This is a genomic window from Amphritea sp. (assembly GCF_048266285.1).
In the GTDB taxonomy this organism is placed as follows: Bacteria; Pseudomonadota; Gammaproteobacteria; order Pseudomonadales; family Balneatricaceae; genus Amphritea.
This window is the reverse complement of the sequence record NZ_JBLWZV010000001.1, coordinates 298,465-317,624: the sequence shown is the minus strand read 5'-3', so window position 1 is coordinate 317,624 and position 19,160 is coordinate 298,465. Positions and strand designations below refer to the sequence as shown.

The following is a 19,160-nucleotide window of genomic DNA, read 5'->3' as shown; positions in this document are numbered from 1 at the left end:
CTGATTACTTGTTCTTACCTTCTTTAAACAGCGCATCAAGCTTCTGTTCAAAGTCGTGGTAGTTAAGGAAATCATACAGATCCATACGGGTCTGCATGGTATCAACCACGGCTTTCTGATCGCCGTCACGCAGAATCGCTTCAAATACATTCAGCGCCGCTTGGTTGGCCGCCCGGAATGCCGACAATGGATAGAGCACCATGTTCACGCCGGTTTCAGCCAGTTCAGCCGTATTAAACAGAGGGGTTGCGCCAAATTCAGTAATATTGGCCAGCAAGTTCGCGCCATTGATACCTTCAGCGAAAGCTTTGTAATCGTCCAAAGTATGCACCGCCTCAGCGAAGATGCCATCAGCACCGGCTTCTAAACAAGCTTGAGCACGGTCAACCGCAGCATTCAGACCTTCCATTTGGAACGCATCAGTACGGGCAATCAGGAAGAAATCATCATCGGTTTTGGCATCCACAGCCGCTTTAACACGGTCGACCATTTCAGCGGTTGATACGATCTCTTTATTCGGACGATGACCACAACGCTTCTGCGCTACCTGATCTTCGATATGACAACCCGCCGCACCGGACTTGATCACTTCTTTAATGGTACGGGCAATATTGAACGCCCCACCCCAACCGGTATCGATATCAACAATCAGTGGCGTTTCAACAGCACTGGAAACACGACGAACATCTTCAAGCACGTCATTCATGGTCGTCATGCCTAGATCAGGCAGACCATAAGATGCGTTAGCGATACCACCACCGGACAGGTAAACCGCACGATGGCCAACACGCTCAGCCATCATGGCGTGATACGCATTAACAGTACCGACGATCTGTAATGGATTAGTCTCTTCTAGTGCTTTGCGGAAACGGCCGCCTGCGGTTAGCTTGCTCATGGGTTACTCCCTCTCTTCTTTGTTCGTTGGATTCAGACGTTCTTCAATGTTGCGGCGTGCTCGGCCTATATGCCGACGCATCAGCAGCTCTGCTAACTCGCCATCCCGCTCTTCTATCGCATCCAAAATGCGATGGTGTTCCTTTAGGGCACGTTGTGGACGCGATTTAGAAACGCTGAATTGATAACGGTACATCCGTACCAGGTGATAAAGCTCGCCACCAAGTAGTTCAAACAGCTTAGCATTCTTGCTGGACTGAACAATTCGGTAGTGGAAATCCAAGTCGCCCTCTTTTTGAAAGTAAGCGCGACCATCGATCTCCTGAATATTTTTCTCATGCTGATAAAGCAGCTCGCGCAGACTGTTAATCTCATCTGTCGACATGTTTTCGGCGGCCAAACGACAAGCCATGCCTTCGAGTGCTTCACGAATACGGTAAATCTCAATCAGCTCTTCCGGTGTCAAAGACACCACACGGGCGCCAACATGGGGAATTCGAACCACCAAACGCAGCCCTTCCAGCTGACGAATCGCTTCACGTAGTGGCCCACGACTGATGCCGTAAGTACGCGCTAATTCCGGTTCACTGATTTTTTGACCCGGGGGGATATCGCCGCGCACAATGGCGGTAATTAACTGCCCGCTTACTCGGTCTGCTAAGGTGCGTACTGCGGCGGCACTCTCGCTTGATTCAATTATTTCTGTCATTACAACCTTCTTGGTGGATTGTCGACAATCTTGTTATTTCGGTAACAATACAGCCCAATAAGTAGATCGTCAACCATACTAAAGGCGAAACTGTCGACATACCACAAAAGTATAGGGGTATACCCTAGCATCACCCTAGGGTATAGGAAAGATACAAAAAAGCCCCGGAAATCGAGGCTCTAAGTCTAGTAGAGAAGTTTAGGTCAGGCCAGAAAGCGGCTTAACTCCGCATCCATAATACGGGCAATCTGGCGAGGTTTCTGGAATGGCAGGGAATGATCGGTGCCTGGCACGATAAAATAATGCCAATTTGGCAGGCGTTCAGCCAGATCACGCTGGTACTGATGCATCTGTTCGACACTGTGACCACCAATAAAACTGGTCACATCACCTTGAGCGGCGACAAGTGCCTCCCGATCAATCCCATTAATGGCTTCAGTGACACAGTTCAAGGCATTCGCAAAGCCCAGTGGTCGAGCGCCGAGCCTTTGGATTGTCAACAACTCGGTCTGAGGCGTTACTTTACGATGGGGTGAAATCGTATCGAGAAACGCTTTAATACCGCTTTCCGCCTGGTCCTGTTTAAGTTGTTCGGCCGCCGCACTAAACTGAAGACGAAGATCAACCGTCGATGCCCAACTCGGCCTATCCAATACTGCCGCTTCCAACAAAAACTGTTTTTGCACCCGATCATGGTAACGCTGCTTATATAACAGTGCGACCATCCCCCCCATCGAATAGCCCGCCAGATCGAACGCCCACCACCCCAGGTGATCCACGAGACCACTGAGATCATTTACCAGCTCATTCACCGTAAAAGGATATTCTTCACCATCAGGATAACGGGTATTACCGGTGCCCCGCTGGTCTGGAATTAAAATTTCATCCCACTGGGTCACCAGCATCGCAATGGCAGCCCAAGTATCTTGGCCAGCAACACCCGCGCCATGCAACACCACTAGACGGCGGGGCGTCCCCTCACAGGTTTTGCGATAAAGCTGATAACTGATCTGTTGATCGGGAAGATTAAATTGGTGCAAACTGATCTTGTACGGGTGTTTCATCATCGTTCTGTCTGATTACTCTGGTTTATACGAATCCGGGCGAGACAAAAAAGAAGAATGATAGCCTGTTGCGCGGCAGAATGCCTGTCGTGGGCGAAAAAACCTGTGCATCTCGCTTTCACTACCCCAGCCAGCTACAATCGGCTTTCACATTCGCTTGAAACCTTGGCTTCAGAGCGTTAGTACGACATGAATAAGTGGGTTTAACAATCCGACTTTAACGGCACCGCTATACATTGGTAGCGAGTCACTGACATAACAACGACCAGTCTTAACGCAAGACAGGCAAGAACGAAGGTTTATCGGGTGTACAGACTTTTTCCGCTTCCTTATTTGCCCAACTCAACCCACTATTTTGAACGTATCCGCCACTTAGCGGCGCCAGTTTTTCTCGATAGTGGTAAGCCCGCAGGTTTATACGGACGATACGATATTATCGCTGCCGACCCTGACGCGCAGTTAAGTTATCAAAACCAAGTCACCCGGATTAACCGTCAGTCCAGTGAACAGCAATTCAGTGGTAACCCTTTTACCCACCTACAACAGCTGTTTAATCAATATCAAATCCGTTGCCCACACCCGGAACAGGCCGATGTCCAAGCGCTGCCTTTCTGTGGGGGGATCCTGGGCTATTTCGCCTATGACCTCGGCCGCAGCCTTGAAACCCTGCCTGAACAGACCCTTTGTGATATTGATCTACCGGATATGCAGGTGGGCATCTACGGCTGGGCCGTTATCGTCGACCATGAGTTACAAACAGCTATCTTAATGACCACGCCGCTGGTGAATGAGACCGAGGCCACCACGATTCTGCAGCGACTTAACGGTGAACCAGTAGCGCAAACCGACGACTTTCAGCTTAGCTGCCCTTTTAGCAGCAATATGAGTGAAGCGGAATATCACGCCTCTCTGGCGCGGATAAACGACTATATCCACTCAGGTGATTGCTACCAGGTGAATTTTGCCCAGCGTTTCAGCAGCCGTTATCAAGGCGATCCTTGGAATGCCTATAAACGCTTAAGAGAACATGCGCCAACACCCTATTCAGCCTATATCGAAACTGCCAACGGCGCGATCCTATCCCATTCGCCCGAGCAATTTCTAGAAGTCCGTGATGCGAAAGTCACCACCAAGCCGATTAAAGGCACCCGCCCACGGGGTGACAATCCGGCGTTGGATGCACAGCTTAAACTGGCACTGCATGACAGCGAAAAAGACCGGGCTGAAAATCTAATGATTGTTGACCTGATGCGCAACGATATCAGCAAAGTGTGTGAACATGGCAGTGTCCGCGTGCCTAAACTCTTTGCCGTCGAATCCTATGCCAACGTGCACCACCTCGTGAGTACCATTACCGGCAAACTCGCAGCGGATAAAAGCCCGATAGAATTACTCGAACACAGCTTCCCTGGCGGTTCAATCACCGGCGCTCCCAAAATTCGCGCCATGGAAATTATCGAAGAACTCGAACCCCACCGCCGCTCAGTTTACTGTGGTTCAATCGGCTACCTTAGCTTTTCCGGCCAGATCGATACCAGCATCACCATCCGTACCCTGATCTGCCAAAAAGGAGAGGTCCACTGCTGGGCCGGCGGTGGCATCGTCGCCGATTCAGAAACCGCCAACGAATATCAGGAGACTTACGATAAGGTGAACAACCTATTGTGGCCGTTGGAAGAGACAATTGGTAAGCGCAGTGGCTAGGCGTCACTGCGTCGCTTTCTAGTAGTTACATTGCTATACAAAGTGTTGGTTTGTTACACAATGCTATGTACAGGGTCTATTCAGTCCCTAGCCGAGCTACATAGACCGATCAAAGTTACCAACTAAAATACGGCTACGCCAGTAACCTACCGGATTTAACGCTATCGCAATTGTCCCACCGATGACGACAACCGTTGTGTTTTCTAGTGAGTAGCACTGCGACGCTCTAGCATGTGGCGAAGCCACATCTAACAACTCGCACCAGCCTTCATGCTTTTAAGCTATACTGCGCTCTACTCTCCTTTGCCGAGCTACCCGAACCTCTATGCCATTTTCAAACCTTGGATTATCCGATCCGATTCTACACGCCATTAACGAACTGGGTTATACCGCCCCTACACCGATTCAGAAGCAAGCGATTCCGATCATTCTGTCTGGTAAAGATCTGATTGCCACTGCCCAAACCGGCACCGGTAAAACCGCAGCCTTTGTTCTCCCGATACTGGAACGTTTTAATCAGGAACGTACACTGCGGGGTAAGCGCGTACGCGCACTGATTATTACCCCTACACGGGAATTAGCGATTCAGGTGGCGGACAATGTTGCGCAATACAGTCGTCATCTCAATCTTACTTCGATGGCGGTGTATGGCGGAGTGGATGTTGAGCCACAAAAAGAGCGGCTGATCGAAGGGGTGGATATTTTAGTAGCGACAACCGGCCGTCTGCTTGATCTCGCCCATCAACGTGCGCTGCATTTTGATGAGCTGGAAGTACTGGTGCTTGATGAAGCGGATCGTATGGTAGATATGGGGTTTGTCGGGGATATTAATAAGATCATCGACCGCTTACCTGAAGCCCGCCAGAACCTGCTATTTTCAGCCACCATGAGTGACGATGTCCGTGATATCGCCGATCGCTTCACCGATAGCAAAGTCGCCAGCCCTGCCGTTGAGATATCGGTTTCACCCAAGACTAAGGCGGCCAACACCATTCATCAGTGGTTAATTACGGTCGATAAAGACACCAAATCCGCATTGCTGAGCCACCTGATTAATGAGCAGCAGTGGGATCAGGCGCTAATTTTTATTGAGAAGAAACACGCAGCGGCTAAACTGGTGGTTCAATTGGCGAAGCGCGGCATTGTCGCGGAAGCCATCCATGGTGATCGAAGCCAAGCGATGCGTGAGAAAATTCTGGCGGATTTTAAGTCGGGTAAGCTTAAATACTTAGTGGCCACCGGTGTTGCCGCCCGAGGCTTAGATATTGGCGAACTCAGTCGGGTTGTGAATTACGATCTACCTTTCAAGCCGGAAGATTACATCCACCGTATTGGCCGTACCGGTCGTGCCGGCGCTACGGGTGAAGCGATCTCTTTTGTCGCCATGGGGGATTTTAAAAACCTTTGTGCCATTGAAAGTCGTCTTGACCAGATTATCGAACGTAAGGAGATTGATGGTTTCGCAGTGAGAAAAGAGGTGCCGGTCTCCGTGTTAAATTTTGTTCGTACCAGCAAGCCTCCGATGCCTAAAAGCGGTTCACAAAAATCTCGATCCAACACAGCGCCACCACAAAACAGAGCGAATGCCGCGCATAAAAGCCGGGGTAAAAAAGCCTCTGTCGATAAAAATGACGACCGACCCAATAAACATATTTGGGGCTAAGAGCTGAGTAAACATCGTCGACAAAAAAGAGCGCCTTGGCGCTCTTCCTCATTTTTGGGTAACGATCACGTCAGTGCTAATCCGTCACCATTGCATTTAAAAGCTCAGCATTGGTTGGATATGTTTCTAATAGCTTAACTAAGCGTCTCGCCCCATCGATCGGTTTCAGATTCCAAACAAGGACAGGCATTGCTTAATTGCTACTTAATTAACAAGTCGATACTCTGATCCTAAGCCCAAAGTCAGCACGAGACGAATCATTCGACAAGGCAAACGAGGTGCTACTCCTCTACATTTACTCTACATTCGAAGCAGCCCCACAAAATTGGCTAAACAATGCGAGTGGTTTTGAGCAACACTATCCTAAGAAAGTTGCAGCTAAACGACGACCTCGAAGACAATCGAAACAAACGGCTTAAGTTAAGCCTCAGCCCTACCAATACTCAGTTCAACTCTGAGTCATTTACACATCTAAAAATAACAGAAAACAGCTAGAAACAATCTCCTAATTATCCCACAGCCAACAAGACAACCTATTCAACGACTAAGCTAATCACTTTTGTCAGAAAATGTTTTTTAAAAAGTGCCTGTCCTTTCTAACCTCTTTCTAACGCTTAACGTCTAACTTTTTCTGATTTTCTAATGTGATGACATCAAGTATCCCTAAGGGCTACGGAATATCAGTCGAAACCTGTTGCGCCTGAAATAGTTGAGATATGGAGCCAGACAAAGGTATGCTATGTTCCTGTCCATTTATACTCTTGGAAAAATCAACCTAGTCGATTTGGCCATTTCAATAGCCCAGAGAACAGGACTCTGCTTATGTCCCGAAACCCTATACCGAGCCTATGTATCTAGCCCCCCTAGCCCAGTCTATGGGATAAAACTTTCAGGAGGCTCTCCGCCGACAATATTTGGAGCTCTTTCTGCTTGTTGTGTTTGCTACTCGAATGTCTAATTCAGGGCGTGCAGAGATGCTTATGGGTTGACTAGCTCGAGATAAAAATATCATAGACATAACGACATACTTTTAGCGGAGGAAATATGTCAAAAACCAATGTAATAACTCTAATGTTTATCACATCGCTGCTAATGGGCGGATGTTCCACTACTCGTGAAAACTTTGTTTCCGATCTTCATAAGCAAGGGGATAATCCCTTTATCCTTGAGCCCGAACTTAAAGATCTTGAGGAAAAAGTCCAATCCATTGCCATGGCCGAAAGGAAGTATGATGCTCCCTATCACCTTATCTTTGACCCACGCAATGAAGCCATCATTAGTTATTTCCAAGACAGTTTCAACAAACCAACCATGATGGAGATGATCAATCTGGCTCGTGCTGGGTATGATGCAGCGGTGGCAGCCCATTACCCTCATATAGGTTCAGAGAGAGGGTGTGATCTCGTGGATAACGGCGCTTATGCGGTGACTGACGAAGTGAATAAGGAACAATTTAAATGGCGCTTTGTGCGAGGCGAATGTTCCGATGGCCTGGCTCACGGGGTCGGTGAAACCGTTGATGAGAAACTAAACGCTCATTTTGTTGGGCGCTTTGATCAGGGAGTGATGGTTGAGGGTGTGTTCACTATGCCCCTAAAAGATGGCATGAAGCTTATTCAGATGGGAGAAGTCCCCAGTAAGGATCACACTGCTCGCCTGTTGACCACCAAAGTAAGAAAGGACGGTTACCAATGGCACCGGTACGGTGATTTTAAAGACGGGGTAATAAACGGTTTTGGCATAAACATCTGGGGCTACACCAACCTTATGATCGTCAGATCTATTGGTGAATACAAAAATGGGGCTTTTGAGGGTTTTGCCGCCCAGCAGAAACTCAGGCCTTGGGGTGACGGCAAAGTATGGAATACCTGGATAGGTAATTATGCTGATGGAGAGCTGAATGGGCCCGGAGCTTGGACCAATGGTGTGAGTAAGCTACTAGTTGGATATTGGAAGGAAGGTAAACTTCACGGACAGGGATACGGCGCCTATGTCAACCAATACTACACCAATGAGAGCTACACAGGAACCTACGTTAACGGCAAGCGTGAAGGGGCTTTCAGGGTACAAACAATAGCCGACATAGGAGACCGGGTTCAGCATTTTACGAGAATTTATTCCGATGACAAATTGATCGATGATGGTATAGAGGATAGCGCGGCTCCTGATCTAGGCAAGTTTATTGCTTTGGGGGCCGGGTTGGCAGTGATCGGTAGCGCGGGGATTTCAGATACAAAGAAAGTGGATATAGGCAATGCCTTTGCAAAGGATGTACTCGTCGGCGGAGACGGCCAGAACCTTAATACGCTAAAACAGAAGCTTGCACCGGCTGGGCAAGGGCAAACCATATCAGCGGACGATAAGGGTATATTTCAGTTAAGTTGCTACGATCCTGGTTCATTCATTTGTATCGATTATACACTTTACAGCCGGGCTAAAGCGGATCAGTTCCGGAGTCAGTGCTCCCAGGGTACAAACAAGGTAATAGCCAGCTGTGATCATACTACCCGACAGGCCATTTGCAGCCACCACAGTGCTATCGGGGAAACTCAAACGCATGATTATCTTTACGGCTCCGAGCCGGAGCAAGTAAAGCAGGCCTGCACCAGCTCGGGTGGGCAGTTCAGGATGGTCGAATAACGGCCACTGCTCTATCGCTATTTATTGAGGTGAGGGGGAGACTTTCGGATTGTTCCCCCTCCCTGTAGGACATAATGGCCTAGCCAAATTTACATACTCAAGTTGCCAATCGTTGAAACACCACAAAAGCGAGTTTCTCAACTGCATGATTCGAAAAAGTCAAAAAATGCCGTTCCTTTCTAAACCCTTTTCTAAATCGCCCTTTAAAGCCTTCAACAAAAAAGAGCGCCTTCGCGCTCTTTCTCATTCTTGGGTAACGATCACGTCAGTGCTAATCCGTCACCATTGCATTTAAAAGCTCGGCATTGGTTGGATATGTTTCTAACAGCTCAACTAAGCGTCTCGCCCCATCGATCGGTTTCAGGTTCGTCAATGAGCGGCGCAACGTGTGAATTTTAGCGATGTCTTTTGCATCCAACAGCAGCTCTTCTCGACGGGTGCTACTTTTGGCAATATCCAACGCAGGGAAAATACGGTAGCTGGCAATCTCCCGTGACAGTACGACTTCCATATTACCGGTGCCTTTGAACTCTTCAAAGATGACCTGATCCATACGACTACCGGTATCCACAAGGATGGTTGCCAAGATCGTCAGAGAGCCACCGTTTTCAATTTTTCTCGCGGCACCAAATAGCTTACGTGGTATCTCCAATGCACGGGCATCGACACCGCCCGACATCGTGCGACCACTGCTCTTTTGCTCGGCATTATGAACCCGAGACAGCCGTGTGAGTGAGTCAATGACGATCATTACATCATGACCCTCACCGGCTTCCTGACGCGCCTTATTCAGTAACTCATTCGCCACGCGCACATGCTGAGCATAACTTTCATCCGACGATGAAGCATGCACCTCTGCGGTCACACTGCGCTTAAAATCCGTCACCTCTTCAGGCCGCTCATCAATCAGTAGCGCATAAAGCTTGATCTCAGGATAGGCCGTCCCGACCGACTGACAAATATGCTTTAGCAGCGTCGATTTACCCGAACCCGGCGGTGCAACCACCAGCCCTCGTTGCCCCATACCGATGGGGGTAATCAGATCCATTGCCCGCATAGACAATTCGGCAGAACCCGCTTCAAGACGAATACAGGGAGTCGGATGAATCGCCACCCCATTTAAAAAACGCTTTTGCGGATCAGCCTCAAACGGATCTTCGCTTACCTTATCCGCGGCCTTATCTTTTTTAACCTTTAAACTTAATGTTTTTCTCGTCATGGTCTTGAATTATAACTCTACGAATAAGGAGTGTTAGTCGGATGTGTGGCAGCAATAGTTGTTGCATGATAACTCTTATCATCCCCGGCAAGAGATTGAACTTCTGCTGCCGTTAAGCTGCGCCAATCACCCAGCTCGACATCCAACGAAAGACTACCTATTTGCTGGCGGTGCAACGCCTTCACCCGATTACCGATCGCGGCAAACATCCGCTTAACCTGATGAAAACGCCCTTCTGTAAGGGTTAGATACACATGGTAAGGATCAATAACCTGCAGCGTTGCCGGTCGTGTTAGTACGGCTTCCCCTTGAAGTAGCATACCTGCCTGAAAGCGTTGCGCTGCATCAGCCGTCAGTGGCCGTGTTAGCTCCACTTTATACATTTTTTCACAATGATGTTTAGGTGATGTGAGTCTATAAGACCAATGACCATCATCCGTCAATAACACTAGTCCGGTGGTATCGGCATCCAAACGGCCAGCGATATGCAGTTCACTTGGACGATCAACCGTCAAAAGATTAAACACGGACGGGTATTGCTCATCAATATTGGAGCAGATCATATCGACAGGTTTATGCAGTAAAAAGTAGCGAAAGGGACGTGGAATTAAACGTTGAGCATCCAGCGTGACAACATTATTTTGGTGTATCTGATGGGATGCCTCAGTGACAACCTGATCATTGACCACAAGCCGTTGCTGTTTGATTAACGCTAATGCCTCGGGCAACGAATATTCGCTACTTTTACAGATAAATTTATCTAATCGCATCGCACAAACGTCGCAGCATGAATGACAAAAGAGCGCCTCAGCGCTCTTCTTATGATTGTGCTAGCCTGACGAACTACACCTTTAATCAGCTAAAGGCGCGTTGTCTGGCTAGCCGCAAATATTACAGCGTCAGATCGCGATTACTGGCCTTGATAAACTCTTTTTTCAGATCATCAAAGGTCTGTACTGCGGGGAACTGCGGAAATTCATCGATCACATTCTGCGGCGAATGAAACAGTACGCCGGCTTCCGCTTGGGTTAGCATGGTGGTGTCGTTATAGGAATCACCCGCCGCGATTACCCGGTAGTTCAGTAACTGAAAGGCACGTACCGACTGACGCTTAGGATCTTTCTGACGCAGGGTATAATCGGTAATCCGCCCGGTCTCATCTACTTCTAACTTATGACACAACAGGGTTGGATAGCCCAGTTGCTTCATCAGCGGAGCGGCAAACTCGTAAAAGGTATCCGACAAAATCACCACCTGAAAACGCTCGCGCAGCCAATCGATAAATTCCCGTGCCCCTTCTAGCGGCGACAAACGATCGATGGTGGCTTGAATCTGTGGTAGTGTCAGACCGTGCTCATCGAGAATACGCAGACGCTGTTTCATCAGCACATCGTAATCAGGAATGTCGCGGGTAGTCGCTTTCAGTTCTTCAATTCCAGTTTCTTCAGCAAAAGCGATCCAGATCTCAGGGATCAGTACACCTTCTAGGTCAAGACATGCGAGTTCCACAAGCGACTCCTAAATAATGGCAAATGCGAATTGAATGGTTCGCAGTGATTCGTAAATGTGTGCGCAGATTCTACCGGATTAAGCGGGTGTTGCAACGGCTTCAGGCAAGCCCTACTCGGGCTGCGACTCATCAGCAACGCACACTCATGCCCTACTTGTCAGTATGTACGCTCAGATGAGCCCGCTTAAACGCCAAGATAGTCCATCAGCGCCACTGCTCGACCGCGTAATCGATAAAGGCCCTAACAACCGGTTGTTGATAGCTACGCGATAGATATACCGCCCACACCGCCTGTGTCGACAATGCAAAGATGTCCGGTAATGCAACGAGTTCACCATTTTCTAGAAAACCGTCAACCAAGTCCGAAGGCAAACGAGCGATTCCCATTCCCGCACGTGCGGCATCAACCAGTGTTACCGCGTCATTGGCTCTTAGAGGGCCACGCACCTTAACCTCTTCGCCGGAGGGAAAGTGCCACTGGGATTGATTGAGGTGCACCAAACAGCGATGCTGACTGAGCTCAGCCACAGTAGTCGGGGTGCCCTGCTCCGCCAGATAAGCCGGTGCAGCACATAACACCGGCCCCGACTCAAACAACTGACGCGCGATTAGATTATCGTCCGGTTGATGGGTATATCGCAGGGCGATATCCACTCGCTCATCCACCAGTTGGGCATTTTTATCGGAGAGTAAAAACTGAAAACTGACATTTTTATGCTGCTGGCAGAAACCCTCTATCAGCTGTAATAATTTTCCTTGGCCGACGCCAATCGGTGCGGCAATACGAATATCACCCACCAAACCTTGAGTATATTGCTGGGCACTGTTTTCAAGCGCGGCGGCATCATTGAGTATTCGTTCACAAATACGTAAGGCCTCCTCCCCCGCGGTGGTTAAACTCACCCGTCGAGTAGTCCGATGTAACAAGCGCACTTGTAGCCAGTCTTCAAGTTCCTGAATATGTCGTGTCATGCGCATACGCGGAATATTCAACTGATCTGCCGCTTGCGTGAAACTCCCCAGTGCAGCCACCTCAACAAAACTGCGCATCGCATCCAACTGCACCATCAATTAGATCCTTATCTGTTACAAAGAAGAACAATTTTACATATTTATCACTTAATTTGTTATCAATAAACTGTACTCAATCCTTAATCAACAGGCATAACAAACGCCAGGAGTACAAACATGAACATAGCAATTTTAGGTGCATCCGGCTGGATCGGTTCGACTATCGCAACAGAAGCAACGGCACGGGGCCATAACGTCATTGGCCTCGCGCGAGACAGCAGTAAACTGGCTGATAACATCACCAAGCGTGATTTTGATATTCAAAAAGATGATATCGCCAGCGTTATTGACGGTGCGGATGCGTTGATCGTCTCCATTAGCGGACGCGCAAAGGGAAACCATGAGATCGTCGCGGCTAGCGCCAAAAAACTGTTAGCGGCACTACCAACTACTTCACTAAACCGTCTGGTCTGGGTCGGTGGCGCAGGCTCTCTTGAAGTTGCACCGGGTGTTAAGCTAATCTCTATTCCGGAGTTTCCAGCAGAGTTTAAAGATGAAGGCCTCGCCCAAGGCGAAGCGCTTAATATATTCAAAAACAGTGGTAGCACTGTTAACTGGACCTTTATTAGCCCAGCGGCTGACATTTTCCCGGGTGAAAAAACGGGGCAATATCGCGTGGGTGGCGATCAACTCCTGAGCGATGCCGAAGGTAACTGCAAAATCAGCGTACAGGATTATGCTGTAGGTTTACTCGATGAAGTTGAATCCGGTGCACATCCACAACAGCGGATCTGCCTTGCTTACTAAGAAGAGACTCGGCGTCTGACGCCGGTTTAAAATACACAGCCGAGTTACAGACATCGTAACCGGCTGTGATGGATGGCAAGATGTGCCATCAGAACAACACCTTATATAAAGCCTCTGTATTAGGGTGCTAGTGTTAACACTATTTTACCAACATGCTGTTTTTTCAAGAACTGCGCTTGGGCCGCTTCGATCTGTGCCAAAGGGAAAGTTTGCGCCACAATCGGTTTAATCTCTCCCCGCTCAATCCGCTGCACTAGGTTTTGGAATACCTCCTCGCCAAGCACTGTACAGCCCAATAGACTTAAATCTTTCAGATACAGCGTTCTAACATCCAACTCGACTAAAGGTCCACCAATCGCGCCCGATACCGCATAACGGCCACCCGGCTTTAGCAACTGTAAAAATTGTGGCCACTGCGGTCCAGCCACCAGATCAATCACAACATCGACACTGTTTTCTGCCAAGACTTCGATTAAATCAGAATTCCGTAGAACGACTTCATCGGCCCCAATGCTAACAACTGTTCACTTTTACTCGAACTCGTAATGGCGATGACATAAGCACCCCGTGCTTTGGCCAACTGTACCACCGCCGAGCCGACACCACCCGAGGCACCAGAGACCAATACCCGATCTTGTGCGACAACCTTAGCACGGGTCAGCATATTTTCGGCGGTGGAATAGGAGCATGGAAAAGAGGCCAGTTCGATATCCGTCAACGCACTATCAACTGCATAGGCATGCCGCGCGGCGACCACTGTATACTGTGCAAATCCGCCATTGCATTCAGAACCATAATACCAAGGCTGATCCAACCGTTGGCCACCGGCTTCGCGAAGGCAGGGCTCAATCAACACACGTTCGCCGATACGTTGGGCGTCAACATTGTCACCAACCGCAACGATGGTTCCGCACACATCAGCCCCTTGAATCAGCGGAAAACGTAAGGCATTCCCAGCCCAACTGGCATCCTCCGCGGAGATCTCACTCCTAGTGTTATCACCGTCAACAGCCTGTTTGGAATACCAGCCAATACGCGTATTGATGTCGGTATTATTACCTCCTGCCGCCGCCACCTGAATCAATACCTCATTCGCTGAGGGCGTTGGCACGACAATCGTTTCATTGAGTTGCAACATCTCCAGGCCACCGTGACCGATTAGCTGAATACCCTGCATCGTTGTTGGTATAGTCATCATTGATCCTCATTAAAAAGTGTTAATAGCGCCTGTTGAGCCGCCATCACCGCATCCCGGCCTAGTACTGGCCAAGCGCTGGAGACGCCTTCGTGTAAGAGAAAAATCGCCGTCGCTAGATCATCTCGTAGGCTTTGCTCAGCCAAAAACTGATGTACCGCCGTCTTATGCGCTTGTACCGCCGCGTTTATCTGCTGATTATCAGGAAAAGCCGCGATGGCATTCATGGACAAGCAACCGTGCGGCGCATACTCCGCCATCCACTGCTCTAGCCGATTGAAAATATAAATAATCGACTCAACACCTGCTGGCGGATGCTCATGTAATAGAAATGCCAAATAGCGTTGATGACGATAGGCCAATGCCGCCACCACCATCGCCTCTTTCGAGGGATAGTGTTTATACAGAGTGCGAAGGCTGACCTCACAGGCCTCTTTTAACTGTGCAACGCTGGGTTCGGCAAAACCGTATTGACTAAATGCCGCCTCAAGACGCGCGGCTATTTGCGTTTTAAGCATGACTACCTCGTAAGTAGAACAAACACTCTACCCTGTCAACGACTCTGCGCAACAAGCCTATTAGGGATAGGAGATAGGAGATAGGAGATAGGAGATAGGAGATAGGAGATAGGAGATAGGGGATAGAATCAACGTGGAATTGTACGAAGATATCAATAGATCTCACGGTATGAGGCATCACCACTAAAGTGATGCTCGGCATTTATCGATGATATTCAAGAAATAACGGCAGCTTAAGTCGCTGTAATAATCCGTGCGCTAACCTTAGTTAGCCAATAGAAGGCGTTCAAAGATGCAGAGGGAGATACACCGTCAAATCCTAAGTTAGTCTAACAAGACTAACTTAGTGATATTCGCTCAGCCGAGATTAAACAGCCACAGGGTAGGTGTTCCCGTAGCTAGAAGCCCGATCTGACGATGATATTATTCAACTTTTATATTTAGGAATCGCCCCTTCAACACCTACATCTAAACGGAGACGATCAGCTTCCACTTCCGACAAGGCTTCAACTTCCTGCATGGTATTCATGCTACGCAGCGTCAAATCTTGATACTGACGGGTACCTGCCGATTTCCAGTCGATCTCTTTATCGGTCAACTCTTTGATAATACGCGCCGGCGAACCTGCCACCAACGTGCGATCAGGCACGTCCATCTTCGCTTTCACAAAGGACATCGCTGCCACAATGGATGATTCACCCACGACCGCGCCATCCATAATGACAGAGTTCATGCCGACCAACGCATTTTTGCCAATCACACAGCCATGCAGCACCGCTCCATGGCCAATATGGCCGTCTTCTTCAACCGTCGTATCGGTGCCAGGAAAGCCATGCATCACACAGGTATCTTGCAGATTAGCACCGCGCTTTAACTCTAGGCGACCAAAGTCACCGCGCAGACAAGCGTTAGGGCCGACATAACATCCCGGCCCGACGATCACATCACCAATTAGCACAGCGGTTGGATGAACATAAGCGGTTGGATCAACCACGGGTGTAATACCATCGATTGCATAGACTTTCATAATGTAATATCCACTTTCCTGATTATTCTCACATGGGTGCTATTTTAGCGCATTCTTATATACAGGAATACCCGTATTTATATTTTCACCGAATATAATTAACATGCTAAGTAACTTGTTGTTATGATGCAGCTTAACTTTTTACCCAACACCGCAACCAGCTCGCATGGCTGAACGTTACGACGGAAATTCGATGTTTAAACCGCACTCCACCGCTGTCATCATCACCCTCGCCGCCTCGGTTGCGCTAGGGCCGTTATCGACCGATATGTATCTACCTAGCTTACCGGGACTAACAGAGACCTTTAATACCAGCGTCGATCGGGTGCAGATAACCCTCTCCGTCTTTCTCTATGGCTTTGCCGTCGCCCAACTGTTTTATGGCCCGCTGGCTGACCGCTTTGGACGCAAACCCATCCTGCTAGCAGGTCTGGCACTCTTCACTATCGCATCGTTTGGTTGCGCTCAAGCAAGCTCCATTGAAGAGTTAATCCTCTATCGTTTCCTACAGGCTCTCGGCGCCTGTAGCGGGCCGGTGTTAGGGCGCACCATGGTGCGTGATATTCACGGGCCAGTAAACGCAGCCAAAGTGCTCTCAATGATGGGTAGTCTGATGGCGTTAGCCCCGGCGGCGGCTCCGATCATTGGCGGTTATATGATCGTCTGGTTCGAGTGGAGCTCGACCTTTATCTTTCTCACCGCGTATGCCCTGATCTCCCTGTTACTGATTGCCTTTAAAGTGCCAGAATCACTCACAGTTGAGAATCGTAGCTCATTAAAACCGGCTATCATTGCGGCCAATTTTTCAACCCTGCTGACACATCGGGTTTATCTTGGCTACACCCTCTGCTGTAGCTTTATCTTTGCAGGTCTATTTGCCTTTCTCTCCGGTGCCCCTTTTGTACTGATCGATTACTTTAAGGTACCCGCCGAACACAGTGGTATTTTCTATGCCTTAGCTTCCGGCGGTTTTATAAGCGGTACCTTAATTGCCCAGCGCATCGGTTCTCGACGGGGCATCAATGGCGTACTTAAACGGGGTACACTTGTCAGCGTGACAGCCGGATTCTGTATGCTACTGCCCGCCTTATTTGGCATACATAACCTCTGGCTGACCGCCATCACTCAGGTGGTTTATATGTGTGGAGTTGGAATGGTGATGCCACAGGCGATGGCTGGTGCATTGGCCCCTTTCGCCAAGATGGCCGGCACCGCCTCCTCACTACTTGGTTTTACTCAATCGCTGATCGCCGCCAGTGTCGGTATGCTGGTAGGTCACTATCACAGCGGCACCCCCACGACGATGGCTACCACCATCGCGCTGATGGGATTACTGTCATTGATAAGCTTTCGCTGTTGGGTACTGCCCGCAAAAACACCCCGTTAGTCCTTTAAAATCACCGCCTAGCAAGGCCATAGCCAAATACAAACCGAGGGTATATTCTTACCAGCATTAGGTTTCTGTCGGCCTGCTTTCACTTAATCAATAAAGCATGTAAGTCCGATATTTAAGCTTGGCTTCAGCCACTGTAATGCGGAGAATTGATATGCTGATCTACCCAAACTCATCCTGCCTCTTGGTCGTTGATATTCAGGAAAAACTCGCACCGGCAATACATGAAGGCGATGCGGTTATCGCCAATGTCCGCTGGCTGGCCGAAGTCGCCAAACTCGCCAATGTGCCCGTGCTGACCACCGAACAATACCCCAAAGGCTTAGGCCCAACGGTTGCAGAGCTGCAGGATGTTTTACCGAAAGAGGGTTTCATGGAAAAGATGCACTTTTCCTGTATGGCAGAGCCTAGCTGTAATGAAAAGATCAACAGCATTAAACCTAATCAGGTGGTTATCGTCGGTATGGAAGCCCATGTATGCGTTTTACAAACGGCAATACAGATCAAGCAGCAAGCCCGAGAAGTATTTGTGGTAGCCGATGGAGTGTCATCGCGTAACCCCGCCGATAAAGCCGCGGCATTAGAACGAATGCGCCACTGCGGCATTCATATTGTCACCAAAGAGATGGTCGGCTTTGAATGGATTCAAACATCAGGCACCGATCAATTTAGAGAGTTTAGCCAAAACTACCTGCGTTAATCGATACTCTATCGACTCATGCAATCGGTGTCGCCATCGTCAATAAAAGTAAAGGAGCCATCGGCTCCTTTTTACTAACTATCGACTTTGCCGGCAACCAGATCAACGTCAGGCGTTAGCCATTGTGATCGATGCTGCTAACAAATCCCGGCGGTTTAACCACCATTAAATCCGCCTTCAGGTCATCTAGAATCCGTTCGATAGTACTACCCACTAAGATTCGATCGACCATTCCCCGCGCCACACCACCGACCACTAAAATATCGATATGAGCTTCATCCACATATTCCAAAATCGCCTGTGGTGTCTCTTTTTCTTTGAGGGTGACCGCCGGGCTATCCGTCGTCAAACCATAGGGTTTAAGCAGTTTCGCTAGCGCCTCAACATGCAGTGTTCTCACCGTGTGTTGCATGCTTTCAAAATCGGTCACGAGGTGCTCATCAAAAATAACGGAATGGGGTAGCACACTGAAACTATGCATCACTTTCAGATCCCCTTCGAGGGCATGAACCATGCGCCGCGCCCACTCTAAAATCATATGATCCAACGCGGCAGGAAGATCGCATTCATGGAAAGGGTCTACGGCGGCAGCAACATGCCCTCCATCAGACCAGACCTTCTGCTTCACTAATAGCAGGGGCACCGGGCACTCCCGAATTAACTGCCAATCCGCTTGATCAAAAATATAGTGGCCAAGACGACTGTGCTGCTTAACCGGATGTAACACAATATCAGGCCCAAAACGCAAAATTTTTTGCACCACCGCTTCGGCCTGATGTCGGTGCCAACACACATCCATATCAACCTCAATATTGAGTTCCTTGAAAGGTGTGGTGAGCGGTTCTAATTCTGCTTCAATATGGCGCTGATAAGCTTGCTCGGCATGGCTGAGAGCGGCTTTATCAAAGAGGTAACTATTACGTAATGAGGCATTGTAACAGCAGCAAAAAAGTTCTACTTTGGCACCGCTACCCTCGGCCAAACGCAGCGCTTTTTCTAACAGCAGTGCCGAATCAGCCCCCTGTTCGATGTTCACCAAAATTTTACTGATATCCACAATAGAACCTCCTTAGTGGTTATGCTTAAAGCATGAGCTAGCCAGCCTC

Annotated in this window: 18 protein-coding genes; 6 read left to right on the top strand and 12 right to left on the bottom strand. The window is 48.9% G+C overall.

The window, feature by feature from the left end; all coding sequences use genetic code 11:
• Positions 1–4 precede the first annotated feature (4 nt).
• From prpB to ACN0T0_RS01495, 3 genes are all read right to left on the bottom strand, one after another.
• Positions 5–895: a methylisocitrate lyase gene (gene prpB / locus ACN0T0_RS01505; RefSeq protein WP_417222425.1), complete on the bottom strand. Its 891-nt coding sequence runs from the start codon at positions 893–895 to the stop codon at positions 5–7.
• Between the two features lie 3 nt (positions 896–898).
• Positions 899–1,603, bottom strand: coding sequence for a GntR family transcriptional regulator (locus ACN0T0_RS01500; RefSeq protein ID WP_417222423.1), 705 nt, complete (start codon positions 1,601–1,603; stop codon positions 899–901).
• 203 nt (positions 1,604–1,806) lie between these two features.
• Positions 1,807–2,667, bottom strand: coding sequence for an alpha/beta fold hydrolase (locus ACN0T0_RS01495; protein WP_417222421.1), 861 nt, complete (start codon positions 2,665–2,667; stop codon positions 1,807–1,809).
• A 306-nt stretch (positions 2,668–2,973) separates the two neighbouring features.
• Here ACN0T0_RS01495 and pabB point away from each other — a divergent pair, with 306 nt between their 5' ends.
• From pabB to ACN0T0_RS01480, 3 genes are all read left to right on the top strand, one after another.
• Positions 2,974–4,371, top strand: coding sequence for an aminodeoxychorismate synthase component I (gene pabB, locus ACN0T0_RS01490; RefSeq protein ID WP_417222419.1), 1,398 nt, complete (start codon positions 2,974–2,976; stop codon positions 4,369–4,371).
• 325 nt (positions 4,372–4,696) lie between these two features.
• On the top strand, positions 4,697–6,034 hold the full coding sequence (locus ACN0T0_RS01485; protein WP_417222416.1) for a DEAD/DEAH box helicase: 1,338 nt from the start codon (positions 4,697–4,699) through the stop codon (positions 6,032–6,034).
• 1,044 nt (positions 6,035–7,078) lie between these two features.
• Positions 7,079–8,674 carry a hypothetical protein gene (locus tag ACN0T0_RS01480; RefSeq protein ID WP_417222414.1) on the top strand — a complete coding sequence of 532 codons (1,596 nt, stop codon included), beginning with the start codon at positions 7,079–7,081 and terminating at the stop codon, positions 8,672–8,674.
• Between the two features lie 271 nt (positions 8,675–8,945).
• Here the strand turns inward: ACN0T0_RS01480 and rho are convergent, their stop codons facing one another.
• From rho to ACN0T0_RS01460, 4 genes are all read right to left on the bottom strand, one after another.
• Positions 8,946–9,893, bottom strand: coding sequence for a transcription termination factor Rho (gene rho / locus ACN0T0_RS01475; RefSeq protein WP_417222411.1), 948 nt, complete (start codon positions 9,891–9,893; stop codon positions 8,946–8,948).
• Between the two features lie 17 nt (positions 9,894–9,910).
• The gene (locus ACN0T0_RS01470) at positions 9,911–10,663 is read right to left on the bottom strand and encodes a pseudouridine synthase (protein ID WP_417222409.1); all 753 of its coding nucleotides are present in this window, start codon (positions 10,661–10,663) and stop codon (positions 9,911–9,913) included.
• 121 nt (positions 10,664–10,784) lie between these two features.
• On the bottom strand, positions 10,785–11,402 hold the full coding sequence (thrH, locus tag ACN0T0_RS01465; protein WP_417222406.1) for a bifunctional phosphoserine phosphatase/homoserine phosphotransferase ThrH: 618 nt from the start codon (positions 11,400–11,402) through the stop codon (positions 10,785–10,787).
• 205 nt (positions 11,403–11,607) lie between these two features.
• On the bottom strand, positions 11,608–12,471 hold the full coding sequence (locus ACN0T0_RS01460; protein WP_417222403.1) for a LysR substrate-binding domain-containing protein: 864 nt from the start codon (positions 12,469–12,471) through the stop codon (positions 11,608–11,610).
• Positions 12,472–12,591: 120 nt separating this feature from the next.
• On the opposite strand from ACN0T0_RS01460, the gene ACN0T0_RS01455 reads away from it, so the two are divergent.
• Positions 12,592–13,221 (top strand): NAD(P)-dependent oxidoreductase, encoded by a 630-nt coding sequence (locus tag ACN0T0_RS01455; protein WP_417222401.1) that lies wholly within the window; start codon positions 12,592–12,594, stop codon positions 13,219–13,221.
• Positions 13,222–13,340: 119 nt separating this feature from the next.
• On the opposite strand, the gene ACN0T0_RS01450 is transcribed toward ACN0T0_RS01455, so the two are convergent.
• From ACN0T0_RS01450 to ACN0T0_RS01435, 4 genes are all read right to left on the bottom strand, one after another.
• Positions 13,341–13,685: a zinc-binding dehydrogenase gene (locus tag ACN0T0_RS01450; protein WP_417222398.1), complete on the bottom strand. Its 345-nt coding sequence runs from the start codon at positions 13,683–13,685 to the stop codon at positions 13,341–13,343.
• Between the two features lie 8 nt (positions 13,686–13,693).
• Positions 13,694–14,416, bottom strand: coding sequence for an alcohol dehydrogenase catalytic domain-containing protein (locus tag ACN0T0_RS01445; protein ID WP_417222396.1), 723 nt, complete (start codon positions 14,414–14,416; stop codon positions 13,694–13,696).
• On the bottom strand, positions 14,416–14,934 hold the full coding sequence (locus tag ACN0T0_RS01440; RefSeq protein WP_417222393.1) for a TetR/AcrR family transcriptional regulator: 519 nt from the start codon (positions 14,932–14,934) through the stop codon (positions 14,416–14,418). Before ACN0T0_RS01440 ends, ACN0T0_RS01445 begins: the two co-directional genes overlap by 1 nt.
• Before the next feature lie 427 nt (positions 14,935–15,361).
• On the bottom strand, positions 15,362–15,961 hold the full coding sequence (locus ACN0T0_RS01435) for a phenylacetic acid degradation protein PaaY (protein WP_417222391.1): 600 nt from the start codon (positions 15,959–15,961) through the stop codon (positions 15,362–15,364).
• Between the two features lie 193 nt (positions 15,962–16,154).
• On the opposite strand from ACN0T0_RS01435, the gene ACN0T0_RS01430 reads away from it, so the two are divergent.
• Both ACN0T0_RS01430 and ACN0T0_RS01425 read left to right on the top strand, forming a co-directional pair.
• Positions 16,155–17,348: a Bcr/CflA family multidrug efflux MFS transporter gene (locus tag ACN0T0_RS01430; protein ID WP_417222388.1), complete on the top strand. Its 1,194-nt coding sequence runs from the start codon at positions 16,155–16,157 to the stop codon at positions 17,346–17,348.
• Positions 17,349–17,508: 160 nt separating this feature from the next.
• Positions 17,509–18,054, top strand: coding sequence for a hydrolase (locus tag ACN0T0_RS01425; protein ID WP_417222387.1), 546 nt, complete (start codon positions 17,509–17,511; stop codon positions 18,052–18,054).
• Positions 18,055–18,169: 115 nt separating this feature from the next.
• On the opposite strand, the gene ACN0T0_RS01420 is transcribed toward ACN0T0_RS01425, so the two are convergent.
• Positions 18,170–19,111 carry a universal stress protein gene (locus ACN0T0_RS01420; protein ID WP_417222384.1) on the bottom strand — a complete coding sequence of 314 codons (942 nt, stop codon included), beginning with the start codon at positions 19,109–19,111 and terminating at the stop codon, positions 18,170–18,172.
• Positions 19,112–19,160: the final 49 nt, after the last annotated feature.